Below are 18,021 nucleotides of genomic sequence, written 5' to 3'. Positions count from 1 at the left end.
TTTGGAGATTAAAATCAAACAAACACAATTAATCATTTAATTAAAAAAATCATTTGATGAAGAAAATTACTTTACTAATCGTTACTTTATTTCTTTCACTTGCTGGATACGCTCAGTTTCCAATTCCTGGCACTGAAGGATTTGAAAGCACAACAGGCCCAACGCCTTTGCCATCCACAAACTGGACTTTAGGCACTGGGAACTGGGCAGTTTTTGACAACGGAGTCGGCTTAGCCCAACGTTGGAATATCAATAATGGTGTAGTTACCCCGCCAACACCTCCATTAGTGTATGCTGGTACAAACGCAGCATACATGAACAGAGAAAACATTGGAATTGGTAACACCTCTGAGGATTACCTTGCTACGCCACTTATTACCATTCCTACAAATGGTCAGTTGCGTTTCTTTGCTCGTACTTTTACTAATGGAAATACGGGTACTATTTATCAAGTAAAAATTGCACCTGTAACAGCAACTCAAACCAATCCTGCTGATTATACATTACTTGAAGAATACGACGAAAACGAATTAACAATTGATGAAGATGGAGTTCAAAATCCTTTCAATGTTTATACTGAAAAAGTTATAGATTTTCCTGCATCAATGCCTGCTGGAACTCAAGTTTACATTGCATTCGTAATGAAATATACCCAAACGGTTACTGGTATTAGTGGTGACAGATGGTTATTAGACAATGTAAGAGTTTCAGAGAGATGTTTAGATCCTACTACGTTAACATCATCAGGTATCTTATTTAATCAAGCCAATTTATCTTGGGCTAACCCAAGTGGTGCAACTTCATGGGAAATTGAGGTTGTTCCAGTTGCTTCAGCTCCAACAGGAACAGGAGTTGTGTATAATGGAGCATTACCTTATACTGCCACTGGACTTTCTGCAAATACATGTTATAAATACTACGTAAGAGCATTATGTGGTGACGGTATCAATAGTGAATGGGTTGGTCCTTCACAATTTTGTACACCTATTGCACCTCCAATATGCGGTGGAAATTATTTAGATCCCGGCGCTGCTGCCAATTATGGTAACAATGTAGATAACACTCTAACAATTTGTCCTGTTACTCCTGGAGAAGTTGTCACTGTAACTTTTACAACTTTTAACACCGAAGCAAATGCTGATGGTTTATACGTTTTTAATGGAGCAACTACTGCTTCTCCTCAAATAACAAGTACAAATCCAGCGGGAACAGTTCCAGGTGGATTGGCTGGTTCTTTTTGGGGAACTTCAATTCCTGGCCCATTTACATCATCAAGTGCTGATGGATGTTTAACGTTTAGATTTAGAAGTAATGCTACAATAGTGGCTTCTGGATGGACATCTAATGTTACTTGTGGTCCACCACCACCATGTCCAAAACCAATATCAGTTGTTAGATCAGGTTTAACAGCAACTTCTGTAAATTTAGCATGGACTAATACAGGTACAGCAACACAATGGCAAGTTCTAGCTTTACCATGTGGCTCACCAACTCCAACAGAAACAACTACAGGTTTTGTTGATGCTCCTTCAAACCCATTTACACTTGGAGGTTTAACTCCAGATACTTGTTATGACTTTTACGTAAGAGCGGTTTGTGACGCAACTACTACTCCACAAGAAGTAAGCGAATGGACAACAATAGTTTCAGGAACAACTCTACAAGTAACGCCAGCTTGCGGAACTACATTTTCTGATCCAGCTGGTTCAACGGCAAACTATGCTAATAACTCAAATTATAATGTTACAATTTGTCCTTTAACACCAGGAGATGTGGTGACAGTAACTTTTACGAGTTTTAACACACAAGCTGTAGCAGATGGTTTGTATATCTATAATGGAAGTGCAGTTTCTGCTCCAGATTTAATCTCAAGTGGCAATCCAGCAGGTACAGTTCCTGGAGGAGTACCTGGTGCATTTTGGGGAACTACAAACCCAGGTTCATTTACTTCAACTAGTGCTGACGGTTGTTTAACTTTTAGATTTAGAAGTGGTGCTTCAACAAATGCACCGGGATGGACATCAAATATTACTTGTGGTCCACCACCAACTTGTCCTCAACCGCAATCATTTTTAACTTCGGCAATAACATCAACTACAGTTAATCTTGCATGGACAGAAACAGGAACCGCAACAGCTTGGCAAGTACTTGCTTTACCTTGCGGATCTCCTTATCCATCAGCATCAGCTACAGGTTGGATTGCTGCAGGATCAAACCCTTTTACTTTAACAGGATTAACTCCAGAAACATGTTATGACATTTATGTGAGAAGTTCATGTTCTCCTACTGATGTTAGTACATGGGCAGGTCCAAGACCTATCACTACAGCAATTGCTCCACCAGTTTGTGGAGGAACATTTGTTGATAATGGAGGAACAAACGGAAACTATCCAAGTAATTCAAATGTAACTTGGACAATATGTCCAACTATTCCTGGAGAACAAGTAACAGTAACATTCACTTCTTTTTCAACACAACAAAATAGTGATATACTATCGGTTTACGATGGTTCAAGCACTGCTGGAGTTTTATTAGGAACTTATTCAGGGACTGCTATACCACCACAATTTATTGCTTCTACTGCAAGTGGTTGCTTAACATTTGTATTTGTTTCTAATGGAAGTGTTGAATCTACTGGTTGGGTTGCTAATGTAACTTGTGCACCAGTACCAACTTGTCCAAGACCAACAGTTTTGGTGGCAACACCATTAACTGCAACTTCTGTAAACTTATCATGGTTAGAAAACGGTAGTGCAACTTCTTGGGAAGTAATAATTCAGCCAGCAGGTACTGGTTTGCCTCCAGCAAATGCTGTTGGAACAATAGTAAATACAAATTCATATATTGCTACTGGATTAGATACTAACATAAATTATGAATATTACGTTAGAGCAGTATGTTCATCAACAGATATTAGTACTTGGAATGGACCAACAAATTTCATTTTAATAACATCATGTACTGATAGTATATCATTTTGTGGTGATGATCAAACCTATAATGGAACAACAAATGTACCAAGTTTAGGTTCGCCAGGTTGTTTAGGTTCAACTCCAAATCCAGCTTGGTACAATTTTCAAATTGAAACGAGTGGCCCATTGACATTCCAGATATCCCAAACTAATGCAGTAACTGGAGCTCCAATAGATGTAGATTTTATTCTTTGGGGTCCGTTAACTGGACCAACTTGTACTGGACTTTATGATTATCCAGATGGAAATACAACTTTTCCAACTAACGTTGTCGATTGTAGTTATTCTACTGCTGCTGTGGAATTTGCAGATATTCCAAATGCAATTCAAGGTCAATACTATACTTTGTTAATTACTAATTTTAGTAATCAACCAAGTACTATAGAGTTTGGTCCAACACCAACAAGTACGGGTACAGCAATATGTCCATGTACTGTTGAGTTAGAACCAAACGTAACGGTTTGTGGTAATTCGTATACTATTGTTGCAACTTCAACGAATACAACAGATTTCACATGGTATAATGGAACAACTTTAATTCCTGGTGAAACCGGTCCAACTTTAACAGTTGCAACTTCTGGTACATACAAGTGCGTTGTGGCGTGTGGATTACTTGATCCAGAAGAAGATACTATAACTGTTACATTTAATACACCAGTAACTCCAACATTCGATCCAATTTCAAATCTTTGTCAAAATACTACTGCGCCAATATTGCCTTTAACTTCTACTAATGGAATTACTGGAACTTGGTCACCAAGTACAATTGATACTTCAGTTGCTGGAACATTTACTTATGATTTTACACCAGACACTACACCTACACAAACTTGTGTTAGTAATGTAACTGTAGAGGTAACAGTAATAGGCGAATCGACGCCAACATTTAATGCAATTCCAGATGTTTGTCAAAACACAACAAGCCCTGTTTTACCTGCTGTTTCAACTAATGGTATCACTGGAACTTGGTCGCCTGCAACAATAGATTCATCTGTTGTAGGAACTGTTGTTTATACATTTACTCCAGATACTACTGTAGCAGGTCAAGCTTGTGCTCTACCAACTACATTAAGTGTTACTGTTATTAATCAAGTAATTACTACTTTTGCGCCTATTTCTAATATTTGTATTGGAAGTACAGCGCCAATTTTACCAACAACATCACTTGAAGGAATTGCAGGAAGTTGGTTACCAGCAACAGTTGATACATCAGTTGCAGGAACAACAGTTTATACATTTACTCCTGATGTTGGAATATGCGCAACAACGGCTACTTTATCTGTAACTATTGATGCGTTAACGGCTTCAGTTTTTAATCCAATCGCTGGACTTTGTCAAAATGCAACCGCTCCTGTTTTACCTTTAACTTCAACAAATGGAATTACTGGTACTTGGAGTCCAGCAACAATTGATACATCTGTAGTTGGAACTTTCTATTATATTTTTTATCCAGATGCTGGTCAATGTGCTGATACAACAACAATTTCTGTTACAATTGTAACACCAACGGTTGCTTCATTTACACAAATTGGACCATTATGTAGTGGTACAACAGCTCCTACTTTACCTTTAACTTCTTCAAACGGAATTACTGGTACTTGGAGTCCAACAACAATTGATACTTCAGTTGCAGGAACATTTACTTACACGTTTACTACTACAGACACTTGTGCTACTGGTACAACAATGAATGTAGTTGTCGTTTCTACGCCAATTGTTTCAGCTGTAGCAAATGTAAATGCTTGCGATAGTTATACACTTCCTACTTTATCTGTTGGTAATTACTTCTCTAGTGCTGGAGGAACTGGTTCGCAACTAGCTGTTGGAACAGTTATTACAGCTACACAAACTATTTACGTTTATGCAGCCAATACAAATGGTACAACTACCTGTACAGATGAAGAAAGTTTTAATGTTACTATAGTTAATTCTCCTCAATTTAGTGTTGAAGGCGGATGTGATGGTGCAGTTTATGTTCTTGAAGTTGTTAATGCTAATTTTGATTCTGCACTTGCAACATACTCATGGACTAATCCATCAGGAACTGTAATTGGGACTAATAGTCCAACAATTACAGTAACTACACCTGGTAATTATACTTGTCAAGTTACAGTTGGTGCTTGCAGTACTTCATTTGTTTTTGAAGCAAATTCTACAACATGCTTAATTCAAAAGGGTATTTCTCCTAATAATGATGACTTAAATGATTCATTTGATTTAACTGGTTTCAATGTAAAACAGTTAACATTATTCAATCGTTATGGTGGAAAAGTATATGCTAAGGCAAATTATACTAACGAGTGGAATGGTCAATCTGATAAAGGAGATGAATTACCAGACGGAACTTACTATTATGTAATAGAACGTGATGGTATGGAGGCCAAAACTGGTTGGATTTATATCAACAGAGAGATAAAATAATTCTCAACTAATATCTTAATAAAAAAGAGACTGAAATTCAGTCTCTTTTTTTATTTAATAATGTTTAATAAGTTCTTGAAGAATTTCCAATAATACAGCACTATCAATTTCATCATCAGAATAGTACCTTAAAGATTTCATTACACTTCTTTTTTCTGATATTAACTTATCTTGATGAATTGTAAGTTGGAAACCTTTTACTATTCCTAAATCAACGTAATATCTTTTATGACTTGCATTAAAATAACAAAACGGCTTTCCTTTATAGTAATAAAATGGAATTTTCCATTTGTATAATAATTCTACTTCTGGAATTTGACTTTCAATAATTATTTGCAAATTAAATAGCATCGATCGATAAGGTTCGGGCTGATTTAAAATATACTCTTCTGCAGGTTTCATCTATTGTAAGCCATATTGATCAAACAAATACATTAAAGCCGCCATCGATGCAGCTCCGAGTTCTAATTCACGTTTATTAACGGCATCAAAAGTATCATTGGCTGCATGGTGATAATCAAAATAACGCTGAGAATCTGGCTGCAAACCAACTTTCACAATTTTGTCTGATTTTAATGGACCAATATCAACTCCTGTATGCCCTTTTCTAAAAATATGAATCAAATAAGGTTCAAATAAACTTTTCCAATTTGAAATTTTATCAAAATTAGTATTATCTGCATCTATAGAAAAACCCCTCGGAGTAAAGCCACCAGAATCACTTTCTAAAGCAAAAATATGATTCTCACTATTCTTATTGGACAATTCTTCATACTTCAAACCTCCTTTTACTCCATTCTCTTCGTTCATAAATAATACAGCCCTTATCGTATTTTTAGGTTTATAATTCAACTTTTTGAACATTTCTAAAACTGCCATACTTTGAACACAACCTGCTCCATCATCATGAGAACCATCACCTAAATCCCATGAGTCAAGATGCCCGCCAACAACCATAATTTTATTTGGAAACTCTTTTCCAGTAATTTCACCCACAACATTGTAGGAGAGAACATCATCAAATTGCTTACAAGATTGCTTAAAAAACAATTTTGCATTAGGATTTTCTTTCAATAATTTGCTCAAAGCTTCAGCTCCATTTGTAGAAATTGCTGCCGCTGGAATTCGTTTATCTAAGGCAATATCTTTATAATTCGTAGAACCCGTATGCGGAAAATCATCTAATCTTAAATTCATTGATCGGACTATAACTCCACTTGCTCCAAGCTCACCAGCTTCTCTTGCGCCAGACGATCGTTGGTCAACACAACTTCCATAGGCATGAAAAGTTTCTACAAATTCTGGATTCATTGGACGATTAAAAAATATGATTTTACCTTTTACTTTTTCCGAACCTAATGCTTTTAATTCTTCAAGGCTTTTAACTTCAATTACATTAGCAGTCAAACCATCTTTTGGAGTCGCAACCGACATTCCTAAAGCACATATTGGAAAGGAAACTTTCTTTTTACCATGAATCAGATACGCTATTTCCTTCTCGCCTCGCACCCATTTTGGAACCATAACTTCTTGAAGATACACTTTATCTAAACCAAGAGTTTCTAATTCTTTTTTGGTATATAAAACTGCTTTTTCAGCACCTACAGAACCCGATAAACGCGACCCAATTTTATTAGACAGATCATCTAACCAAGAATAACATTTACTATCAGTTAAAGCCGACTTGTAAATTTCTTTGAGCATTTGCTCATCTGTAGTTTGCGAAAAAGATAAAGATGCTTGAAGCAAAAGGAGTACCGTGATTTTTTTCATGTATTTAATATTTACATCAAAAATAAATGAAAAAACATTTGGTTGAACAATTATTATTCATTTACTTTGTACTTCAAAGTACTTTAAAATGGAAAACGAAAAATATCTTAATGACATTTCTGAAATAAAAAATATGATGAATCAATCATCGCGTTTTATTTCGCTAAGCGGATTATCTGGTGTTTTAGCTGGAATATATTCTTTAGTTGGTGCTTGGTTTGCCTATAAAACCATATACTTTGACACGACCACTATTGGAAATTATAAAAATTTAATAATTTCAGAATCTGCTGTAATTAAACTATTTATTATTGCTGCTTCAGTTCTTATTTTATCCATCATTACTGGAATAGTTTTAAGCGTTAGAAAAGCGAGTAAAACAGAAGATAAAGTTTGGAATGTTTCCTCAAAAAGATTGGTGATAAATTTCGGAATTCCATTAGCGACTGGAGGTTTTTTTATTTTATTTCTAATAGAAAAAGAAATATTAAGTTTAGTAGCACCACTAACTCTGATTTTTTATGGATTAGCTTGTGTAAATGCAAGTAAATATACGCTTGGTGACGTACGATATTTAGGACTTACAATGATATTTTTAGGATTGCTTTCTACATGGTTCTTAGGTTATGGATTATTATTTTGGGCATTAGGATTTGGCGTTTGCCACATTCTTTATGGCAGTGTAATGTATTTTAAATATGATAGAAATTAATTTGCTTTAAATTTGTACATTACATTCTAACGAAACTTATGAAAACCATCATCCAAAATATCAACAAAGCCTTTGATCACCGAATTCGTTTGGGTATCATGTCGATTTTGATGGTGAACGAAAGTGCCGATTTTAATATGCTAAAAGAACTTCTTGGTGTAACCGACGGCAACCTTGCCTCACACACCAAAGCCTTAGAAGCCGAAAATTATATTCAAATTGAAAAGCAATTTATCGGAAAAAAACCAAACACAAAATACAGTGCCAGCAAAGACGGAAAAAAAGCATTTTCGGCTCACATTGATGCGCTCGAAAAATTAATATCAAAAACTTAAACCTATTTTTTTATCTATTTACTTTGAATTTCAAAGTACTTTATAAATTATTAAAAATGAAATCATGAATTACTTTGTTGACGAAAATTCAATTGTAAGAGACATTTGGAAAAGAACCGATACTGTTCTACTAATTTTTGCTGGTTCGGCTGCCGAATTTGCTTTAAACAAAGCAGTCGATTGGTTGTATTATACTGGAAAGATTCCGACGAACCCATTGGAACGATTATTTTCTACTGTGGAATATGCCCAAAAAATTATTTTTCAAGAAGAGCAAATGGCTTTGGCAACGATTGATAAAATCACACAAATCCATCAAGGCGTAGAAAAAAGTCGCGAACAATCAATACCCGATTGGGCATACCGAGATGTCCTTTACATGCTAATTGACTATTCTATTCGCTCTTTTGAAATATTGGAAAGAAAATTAGAAATCAAAGAAAAAGAAGAAATTTTCGATGTGTTCATGAAATTAGGGCTACGAATGAACTTAAAAAATTTACCAATAAACTACAACGAATGGATAATAGACCGAAACATCCATCTAAAAAACGATTTGGAAAAAGGAAAATTCACTATCCATCTTTTCGAACAATACAAAAAACATTTAGGCAGTTTTCGGTATTTCATTTTAATACAAATTCAACAGATTTTAGTTCCGAAGATTGTGTATAACAAGCTTTTTACAACTTCGTACTTTCCCACAATTTTAGTTATTAATCTGTATAAATTTTCTAAAGCTCTAAAGCTCGATAACCTCCTAAAATCAATCCTACTTCCCGGTAAACACAAGCAAGAAATTGCCAACATAGGAAAATTTGAAAATCTATAAACAATATTAGTATGAGAGATTTATTAATCGAAAAAATGTACGAAATCACGAAGAAACCCTATCAAAAGTTCTTCAAAAAAGGAACTCCATGGAACATCACGCCATCAGAATTAATTCAATACAATCAAGACAGTTTAGGATTTCACCTAGGATGTTTTTTACTAAAATATAACTTCCAAATGCAACCCAAACTAGAAGATCACGATGTAATTCATGTGCTAACCAACACATCAGTTTCTGTTCCAGAAGAAATTGCAATGCAGTTTTTCTTACTCGGAAACGGTAAAAAAAGTGCCTATTTATTTATGGTAATCACTATTGGAACCATCTTCTATCCTACTCAAATTAAGCAATTTATAAAAAACTTCAATCGAGGAAAATCGGCACATCGCATTCATGATTTAGACTTTCAAAAGATGCTAGTGATTCCTATAAAAACAATTCAAACCACTTTTAATATTAAATGATACAATCTCAAAAATCAATTTCAATTTCAAAAATCAATATAAATAATTTTTAATCAGCAACAACATGGAAAATCTAGAATCAGAAACTAAAGGTTTCTTTCAATCAACAACTGCCAAAATGATTATGGTAGGTTTACTTACGTTAATCCTACTAATTCCGCTTACCTTAATTCAGGATTTAATTGCAGAAAGAAGCATTCGCCAAAAAGAAGTTATCGCAGAAACCATTTCAAAATGGGGTGAAAGCGTTTATTTTTATGGTCCAATTTTAAAAATTCCGTACAAAGATCCAATCACGAGTCAAGTCCAAAACGCCTATTTCTTTCCCGAAAAATTATCGAATGTAACCAACACCGAAATGAAATCGCCTTTGCAAAGAAGCATTTACAAATCGAATGTGTTTACTACTAAAATGGAATTTTCTGGAAATTATACCGAACCCAATTTCGCTAAAAAAAGCATTCCAACCGAAAATGTCTTTTGGGACAAAGCCACAATTGTTATTAGAACCACCAATCTAAAAAGCATCAACGACGAAGTAAAAATCAAAATTGGCAACACCAACTACACCTTCGAACCCAATCACGGCAACCAATCCAACGATTCTATCGAGTTACTAGAAACCGGTTTCATCGATTACAATTCCATTAAAAACGCCAACTTCAACATGAACATTACCTACAACGGAAGCAAGAGCATTAGTATCGTTCCTATTGGTAAAACCACCGACGCCAAGATGACATCCAACTGGAATTCCCCAAGTTTTAATGGAAGTTTTATTCCTAACGATAAAAAAATCTCCAACACAGGATTCAACGCCAACTGGAAAATCCTTCACTTCAACCGACCATTTGCGCAGGAAAATTTTGAAACTTTGCCCAAGCTCAATAAGTATGCTTTTGCCGTAGATTTTATCACACCAGTCGACGAATATCAGCAAAACGAACGCGCCTCCAAATACGGATTTCTAGTAATCGGACTCACGTTTTTAATCTTTTTCCTCATCCAATCCATCAGTAAAATCAGCATCCATATTTTTCAATACAGCATGATTGGAATCGCCTTAATCATGTTTTACACACTACTCATTTCCATCACAGAACACAGTAGTTTCAGCCTCGCCTACGCCATTGCAGGAACTTCAGTTGTAGTTTTAATCGCCTTATATTCCATTTCCATACTCAAAGACAGAAAATTTCCACTCTTTATAGGTGTTTCTTTATCAGTACTTTACACCTTTATTTACGTGATAATTCAGCTCGAAGATTACGCACTTTTAGTAGGAAGCATCGGTTTATTCTGCATTCTTGCCGCCGTAATGTACTTCTCTAGAAAAATTGAATGGAGTAAATAAATCATAAAAAACGTCAACGATGGTGTTGGTAACGTCAAATTTGGGGTAATTAACGCCAAACAAGACCTAACCAACGCCAAAATTGACGTAACTAGACGTATAATTTGGCATCACAAACGTATAATTTGACATAGCAAACGCCAAATTTCACGTCTACAACCCCAAATTTCACGTTTTTAAGTAACTATTTAAATAATCAGGAGCGAATGGCTCGGGAATTCTTGGTTTCCTTATTCCTGCTTTCCGTTGCAATCCCGATAAAAATCGGGATTTACTCTGCAATCAGGGCTAGTTAGCCAACCATTTGCACAAAAATAAAACTCCGAAAGAAACCTAAATTTCAATCGGAGTTTTTATATATAAAGTAATCACTATAAACTGAACACTGAACACTGAACACTATTTCTTAATGTCCGCCACTAACTTTTTTATCGAAGTTAATTCCTTGTGCTTTTAAAATTCCGCTTACTTTCCATGCGTAGAACGCTAGATAAGCAAAACATAAAACACCAACAATATAACTTGATTGAATGGTAGCCATATCGGCAACATAACCTTGCAATAAGCTTATAAATCCGCCACCCATAATCATCATAATCAAGAAGCTACTACCTTGACTGGTGTGTTTTCCTAATCCACTAACGGCTAATGTAAAAATACATGGCCAAAGCGTACTACAGAATAATCCAACACTTGTAAATGCATACACACTTACCATTCCGTCTGTTGCCATTCCAACAAGTAAAGCTGCAATTCCTAATCCAGAGAAGATTAATAACATTCTTGCAGGATTTCCTTTACTAGCGATATCAGCTGCAATTAAAACCAAAATTACTAAAGCATATACGTAGAATGGTGTTAAATCGTGTTTTGCAATCGCATTTACCGCTAAGAAAACTCCAAATGCTAAATAAGGTGCAATGAAGCGTAATATTTTTTGAGTGCTCATATTGTCGGTGAAAGCTTCAACTGCTCCAGTCCAACGACCAATCATTAAACTCGCCCAATATAACGAAATATATGGTGCGATATCTTTGGTTAGAAAACCTAAATTTTTCTCCATATAAGCTGGTAAATTACTTGCTGTAGAAACCTCAACACCTACGTAAACAAAGATGGCAATCATTCCTAAAACCAATTGTGGGTATTTTAAAGCCGAACTTCTAGAAGAACTTGCTTCAGCTTCCGACTCAACAATTGCTGCTGGTTTATCTGGTAACGAAGAAAATTTAAGCAAAATAGCAACCAATAAAAATGCCGCACCTAAAATCAAGTAAGGAATTTTCACACTTTCAATACTCATATCTGTATTTGAAGACGTAGCCGAACCAAAAATGGCAAAACTCACAATTAGTGGTCCAATTGTAGTTCCAAGATTATTGATACCGCCAGCCATTGTTAAACGCTGTGAACCAGTATTTATTGGTCCAAGTGCAATCGCTAATGGATTGGCAACGGTTTGTTGTAATGAAAATCCGAGTGCTACTATAAACAATCCAGACAACATTAAAGGAAACGAACCAGTATTTGCTGCAGGATAAAACAATAAAGTTCCAAGCGCAGAAATTCCTAATCCTAATGCAAGCGAATTTTTGTATCCAATTCTGTTAATTAAATCGCCTTTGGTTAAATACGAAATCAATAAATAAAGTAATGATCCAACGGTGTAAGCAATGTAGAATGCTAACGAAACCAATTGACTTTCTACTTGAGTTAAAGTAAAAGCTTCTTTAAAAACTGGAATTAAAATATCATTACTTGCGGCAACAAATCCCCAAAAGAAGAATACAGTTGCTAGCGGAATAAATTGCGCCCAATTCGTTTTAATTTGTTCTGAACTCATAATTTGTTTGTTTAGTTTTTGGTTAATTTTAGTAAATTATTATTGTAAAGTTCTCATTATTTAGCACTTATATTTACTATTATGATAAATATTAGTTGAAATATTTCATAAATATACATTTATATAAAAATAACTAAACCAATTCTTGAAATAGTTATTAACGAAAACGTTTTCTTAAAATGATTTCTATGATTTTTCAATAAAAATTCAACGTTTACAAATCGGTGATTTAGTCGACTTTTATCACTTCTGTGCGTTTGCTAATGCCGTTGCCGTTGAACGCTTCTATTTGAAAATAATAAGCATCTGTTCTATCCATTCCAGAAAAGAAATAATCGTTTTGACCATAGACCATAATACTTCCGTACAATTTGTCTGGAGATTTCCCGAAATAGATTACATAACCATCGGCTTCAGTATTTTGTTGCCAACGAATCCACGAGCTTCTTCGTTCGCCAAATTTCTTAGCATCGGCGCGCAAAACCATAAAATTCTGAACCATTTCTGGTGCTTTTCCTTGTCCTTTTCCAAAAACTCTAAAACCGCTTAAAGCAAATTTTCCTGATGGGATTTTGATGTTTTCAAGTTTCAAAAACCTTGCTTTTGCAGGCGTTTCTAGTTCGATATAATCATGTGGAACATCGGTTTTATTATTGCTTTTATCAATTAAAGTCGTCCATTTTTTACCATCATTGGAAGCCAAAATTTTATACTGATGGAATTTATCTAAAGTTTTTCCCATGAATTCAGCATCTTGATCGGCATAATTTATTTGGATAGCGTTTATTGTAGAAACTTCACCTAAATCGGTTTGAAACCACTCGCCTTTTTCACCCGTTTTGGCGCTCCAATAGGTTTTCATATCTTCATCAACAGCAAGATTGGATTGAAATCCGCCGAGCGTTGAGGAAACTTGAACTGGTTTGTTATAATTTAAAATCATCCAACCCGAGAATAATCCTTTGATGTGGTCGGCATTTTTTTGTGGTAAAAACGATGGATAATCGCCGTAGGCTGTGTTGCAATACATTACATCGTCTTTGTCGAAACCTGCAGGCCAAATTCCGATTCTGCGTTCAAAGTTATTTTTTTGTCCTAGAATTACGGTTGAAACGTGCCACCAATTTCCGAAATTATCTTGATACGTTGCGCCATGACCAGAACCACGGGCAAAACCGCCGGGTTTATATGAAAACGGATTGTGTGATTGATATTCAAAACCATCTAACGGTTCTTTACTCACATAAACGCCATCGGCATAACCAGAGAATTCGGTTGCTGGCGCGCCATATTGCAAATAGTATTTATTGTTGTATTTGGTAACCCATGCGCCTTCCATAAAAGGTTGTAGAAAAGCGTTGTCGTTGTATTCGCCGAATCGTTCCCAACCGTGATCTTCGGGTTTTAGTGTAATCATTGGTTTTACAAATCCGTCTGATTGTAGTGTTTTGGTATTGATTTCGGTTCCGAGAAGCGGAAATTCGTTGCTTGAACCCCAATATAAAAATAGTTTGTCTTTTTCCTCATCATATAGAAATCCTGGATCCCAAGCGCCAACTTTGAAATTTTCTACAGCAACTTCCCAATCGTCTTTGGTTCCGTCTTTGGTTTTGTATAGTGCAAAATTTGGTCCGTGTGTTGAACCGATTAGATACATTTCGTCTTTCATTACAAAAGCGGCTGGTGCGCACAATTCGTCATAAACTTTTGCATCTGGTTTTAGGAATTTTCTAGAAACGAAGTTCCAATTGAGCATGTTATCACTCCACCAATAACCCCATTGATTAGTTGAGAAAAGAAAGTATTTCCCTTTGAAATTTATAATTACAGGATCGGCAGTTGCGCGGTGTTTTCCTTGTGTAACCATATTGGGAATTGGGCAATAACCATAATCTACATTAATGGGATTGCAGAATGTTTTTTGTTGGGAATAACTTTCTATTGATGCAAGTGTGAAAATTATGAGTAGGATTTTATTCATAGTTTTTGATGTTTTTGAAAAGTTTTCGTTTAAAATATAACGTCTTTTATATTCAATGGTTTAGCCCTGATAGCAATGGAAAGCCTTTTTACAATTTTTCTTGATTTTTGTTGGCTAAAAAGAGCGACCAACGGAAGCTCCTTTTTGGCCTTACAAAAACATGAAAAATGTGAAAAGCTTGGAATGTATAGCAGGAAATAGCTTCTAATAAATGTTACTTTTTATAAAAAACCCTTTAGCAAATACTAAAGGGTTTCCCTCGAAGTGCATGAAACAAATTATTTAACTAACTCAAATGCTTCTTTATTCTTGGTATCGGAATTGGCGCCGATGAACACCTCGAATGTTCCTGGTTCTGCTATAAATTCTAGATTTTGATTGTAAAATTTTAAGTCTTCTTCGGTGATTGTGAAGGAAACTGTTTTGGTTTCGCCTTTTTTAATTTCTACTTTTTGGAATCCTTTTAGTTCTTTAACTGGTCGCGTTACTGAGCCAACTAAGTCTCTTGTGTAGAGTTGCACCACTTCTTTTCCGTCGTAATTTCCTGTGTTTTTTATATCAACAGAAACAGTGATTTTATCGTTTTTAGCCATTTTATTGGACGATATTTTTACTTTAGAATAATCGAATTTTGTGTAGCTCAAGCCGTAACCGAACGGATATAAGGGTTCGATTCTTTCATCAATGTAATTGGATTTGAATTTTTCGAACTTTCCTTCTTCATTCCCCAAAGGTCTTCCTGTATTTTTGTGGCTGTAGTAAATTGGAATTTGACCCACACTTCTAGGCCAAGTTGCGGTTAATTTTCCAGATGGAACGACGTCGCCAAAAAGCACATCGGAAATGGCTAAACCAGCTTCGCTACCTGGAAACCATACGTTTAATATGGCCGGAATGGTTGCGTTTTCATCGACTAAAACTAATGGTCTTCCTGTAAATAATACTAAAACTACGGGTTTGCCAGTTTTTAATAATTCAGCTAATAAATCTTTTTGAGATTGCGGAATTTCTAAGTTGGTTCTGCTACTAGATTCGCCACTCATTTCTGCACCTTCACCTAAAACGGCTAGAATTACATCGGCATTTTTACTAGTTTCTAATGCTTCTTTAATCATTTCCTCTTTAGAACGTAAGTCGCGTTTTATTTCTTTACCAAACATGGTTCCGCGTGCTTCAAACTCGGCGTCGTAATCTAAATTACTTCCTTTGGCATAGACTATTTTGGCTTTATCTCCTGCCACAACTTTTAAGCCGTCTAAGAATGATTTCGATTTATCTTGTTTAGTTGCAACGCTCCAAGTTCCGCCCATATTTTCACTTGTGTGAGCTAATGGACCAATAACGGCAATAGTTCCCGATTTTTTCAAGGGTAAAATTTGATTGTCATTTTTTAGTAGCACCATTGATTCGGCAGCAACTTTACGAGCGAAAGTTCTATTTTCTGTGGTGAAAATTTCGGTTTTTGCACGATTTTCATCACAGTTTTTATAGGGATTCTCGAATAGGCCTAAATCATACTTAGCCTCAAGCATTCTATAAACTGCTTTGTCGATTGTTTCCATTGAAACTTTACCTTCTTTAAGTGATTTTTCGGTAGTTGACAATATTCCATCGGTAACCATATCCATGTCTACACCAGCATTTAAAGCCATTGCAGAAGAGGTTTGCATGTCGCCAACACCATGATCAATCATTTCTAAAATTCCGGTATAATCGGTTACAACAAATCCTTTAAAACCCCAATCGGTGCGAAGTAAATCGGTTAAAAGCCATTTATTTCCAGTTGCAGGAACACCATCAATTTCGTTAAAAGAAGCCATTACTGAACCAACTCCTGCATCGACAGCAGCTTTGTATGGAGGTAGATATTCGTTGTACATTCTAATTTTACTCATATCTACCGTGTTATAATCTCTACCAGCTTCTGATGCGCCATAAAGTGCAAAATGTTTTACACATGCCATCATAGATGTGGTATTTTTTAGATTTCCGTTTTGGTAACCGTTTACCATTGCTTTAGAAATTTGACTTCCTAAGTAGGCATCTTCGCCACCACCTTCGGCGATTCTACCCCAACGAGGATCTTTACAAATATCTACCATTGGTGAAAATGTCCAGTTTATCCCGTCGGCAGTTGCTTCGATTGCAGCTACTCTTGCGGTTTTTTCAATCATTGGCATATCCCAAGAAGATGATAATCCTAACGGAATTGGAAAAGTCGTTTCATAACCGTGAATTACGTCCATACCAAAAATTAAAGGAATTTTTAGTCTTCCTTTTTCCATAGCTACTTTTTGAACATCTCTGATTTTTGCAACTGATTTTATGTTGAACAATCCGCCTACTTTTCCTTCTCCTATCTTTTTAGCGATATTGGCACTTTTGGCTTGACCAGTTGTAATATCGCCAGATGTTGGTAGGTTTAATTGTCCTAATTTTTCCTCAAGAGTCATTTTAGACATTAAGTCTTTAATAAAAACATCTTTTGGAGCAATTGGTGCTTTTTTGGGTGTCTTTTTCTGAGTGTAACCTATGGTTAAACTAAAAACGGCTAGGAATAAAATTAGTTTGTTTTTCATTATAATGCTTGTGATGTAGATTTATTTTTTCTGATAACTATCAGATATTATTTGTGTTGTTCTAATAACCATTTGTAAAATTCAGGATTGGAATAAGTTGAATCCCAACTGTTATGATTGTCTTTAGAAAAAATTATTAGATCTGTATTTGGGTTAATTTTCTTCAATTCAAGGTACATTTCTATTGATTGATCTGGAGTAACGATATCATCCAATGCACCATGATATATTTTAATTGGAATATTTTTAAGTTTGTCGGCTTGAATTTTCATTAATCGATCTGCTGGAGCACAAACAGTTGCAATTGCAGCAAAAAGATCGGGATGTTCTTCGGCTAATTTCCAAGTTCCCCATCCGCCCATGCTTAATCCGGTTAAGTAAATTCGGGATTTATCAATATTGTATTTTGATGCGATTTCTAAAATTAGATGATAAACTGCGTTTGTATCCCACCAAACATTTTCTGGACATTGTGGAGCTAGAATTCCTACAGGTTCTTTAATTAAATTTTTATAAGTAAAAGGACTATGATTTTTGACAATTTCTAAATCGGTTCCGCGTTCGCCTGAGCCATGAAGAAAAACTAATAATGGATATTTTTCTTTTTGGTTGGATGGTAAATCTAGAATGTAATTTATTTCCAATTTCGTTTTTACTTCTTTGGAGAAATTTTGTCTAATTTCTTGTGAGAAGCAATTTAATTGAAAACTAAATACGATTAAAAATGCAATTGTCTTTTTCATATAAATGGA

The 18,021-nt window shown here is 35.3% G+C and carries 12 protein-coding genes; 6 read left to right on the top strand and 6 right to left on the bottom strand.

All coding sequences use genetic code 11. The features are described 5' to 3' along the window. Positions 1-56 precede the first annotated feature (56 nt). Complete coding sequence (locus LG45_RS03290; RefSeq protein ID WP_035124384.1) at positions 57-5,393, top strand: T9SS type B sorting domain-containing protein; 5,337 nt, start codon at positions 57-59, stop codon at positions 5,391-5,393. Between the two features lie 54 nt (positions 5,394-5,447). On the opposite strand, the gene LG45_RS03285 is transcribed toward LG45_RS03290, so the two are convergent. Both LG45_RS03285 and LG45_RS03280 read right to left on the bottom strand, forming a co-directional pair. Further along, positions 5,448-5,795: a DUF1801 domain-containing protein gene (locus tag LG45_RS03285; RefSeq protein ID WP_035124380.1), complete on the bottom strand. Its 348-nt coding sequence runs from the start codon at positions 5,793-5,795 to the stop codon at positions 5,448-5,450. Then, positions 5,796-7,166: a M28 family peptidase gene (locus LG45_RS03280; RefSeq protein ID WP_035124378.1), complete on the bottom strand. Its 1,371-nt coding sequence runs from the start codon at positions 7,164-7,166 to the stop codon at positions 5,796-5,798. It abuts the gene before it with no gap. Between the two features lie 88 nt (positions 7,167-7,254). Between LG45_RS03280 and LG45_RS03275 the strand changes: the two genes are divergently transcribed. From LG45_RS03275 to creD, 5 genes are all read left to right on the top strand, one after another. Beyond that, positions 7,255-7,878 carry a hypothetical protein gene (locus LG45_RS03275; RefSeq protein ID WP_035124377.1) on the top strand — a complete coding sequence of 208 codons (624 nt, stop codon included), beginning with the start codon at positions 7,255-7,257 and terminating at the stop codon, positions 7,876-7,878. A 38-nt stretch (positions 7,879-7,916) separates the two neighbouring features. Then, positions 7,917-8,213 carry a winged helix-turn-helix domain-containing protein gene (locus LG45_RS03270; RefSeq protein ID WP_035124375.1) on the top strand — a complete coding sequence of 99 codons (297 nt, stop codon included), beginning with the start codon at positions 7,917-7,919 and terminating at the stop codon, positions 8,211-8,213. Between the two features lie 64 nt (positions 8,214-8,277). Continuing rightward, entirely contained in the window at positions 8,278-9,045 is a 768-nt protein-coding gene (locus LG45_RS03265) for an oxygenase MpaB family protein (RefSeq protein WP_035124373.1), read from the top strand. 11 nt (positions 9,046-9,056) lie between these two features. Continuing rightward, the gene (locus LG45_RS03260) at positions 9,057-9,512 is read left to right on the top strand and encodes a hypothetical protein (RefSeq protein ID WP_035124372.1); all 456 of its coding nucleotides are present in this window, start codon (positions 9,057-9,059) and stop codon (positions 9,510-9,512) included. Between the two features lie 64 nt (positions 9,513-9,576). After that, a complete protein-coding gene (gene creD, locus LG45_RS03255; RefSeq protein ID WP_035124371.1) occupies positions 9,577-10,866 on the top strand; it encodes a cell envelope integrity protein CreD in 1,290 nt (429 codons plus the stop codon). Positions 10,867-11,272: 406 nt separating this feature from the next. Here the strand turns inward: creD and LG45_RS03250 are convergent, their stop codons facing one another. The 4 genes from LG45_RS03250 to LG45_RS03235 form a co-directional block, all read right to left on the bottom strand. Continuing rightward, positions 11,273-12,709: an MFS transporter gene (locus LG45_RS03250; protein ID WP_035124370.1), complete on the bottom strand. Its 1,437-nt coding sequence runs from the start codon at positions 12,707-12,709 to the stop codon at positions 11,273-11,275. A 229-nt stretch (positions 12,710-12,938) separates the two neighbouring features. Beyond that, entirely contained in the window at positions 12,939-14,690 is a 1,752-nt protein-coding gene (locus LG45_RS03245) for a discoidin domain-containing protein (protein ID WP_035124367.1), read from the bottom strand. 278 nt (positions 14,691-14,968) lie between these two features. Further along, positions 14,969-17,269 carry a beta-glucosidase BglX gene (gene bglX, locus LG45_RS03240; protein WP_035124366.1) on the bottom strand — a complete coding sequence of 767 codons (2,301 nt, stop codon included), beginning with the start codon at positions 17,267-17,269 and terminating at the stop codon, positions 14,969-14,971. 47 nt (positions 17,270-17,316) lie between these two features. Then, positions 17,317-18,012, bottom strand: coding sequence for a carboxylesterase family protein (locus LG45_RS03235; RefSeq protein ID WP_035124365.1), 696 nt, complete (start codon positions 18,010-18,012; stop codon positions 17,317-17,319). Between the last annotated feature and the right edge of the window lie 9 nt (positions 18,013-18,021).

This window comes from Flavobacterium aquatile LMG 4008 = ATCC 11947, from assembly GCF_000757385.1.
Classification (GTDB): Bacteria; Bacteroidota; Bacteroidia; order Flavobacteriales; family Flavobacteriaceae; genus Flavobacterium; species Flavobacterium aquatile.
The sequence above is the reverse complement of the archived record's forward strand: the minus strand, read 5'-3'. Positions and strand labels throughout refer to the sequence as shown.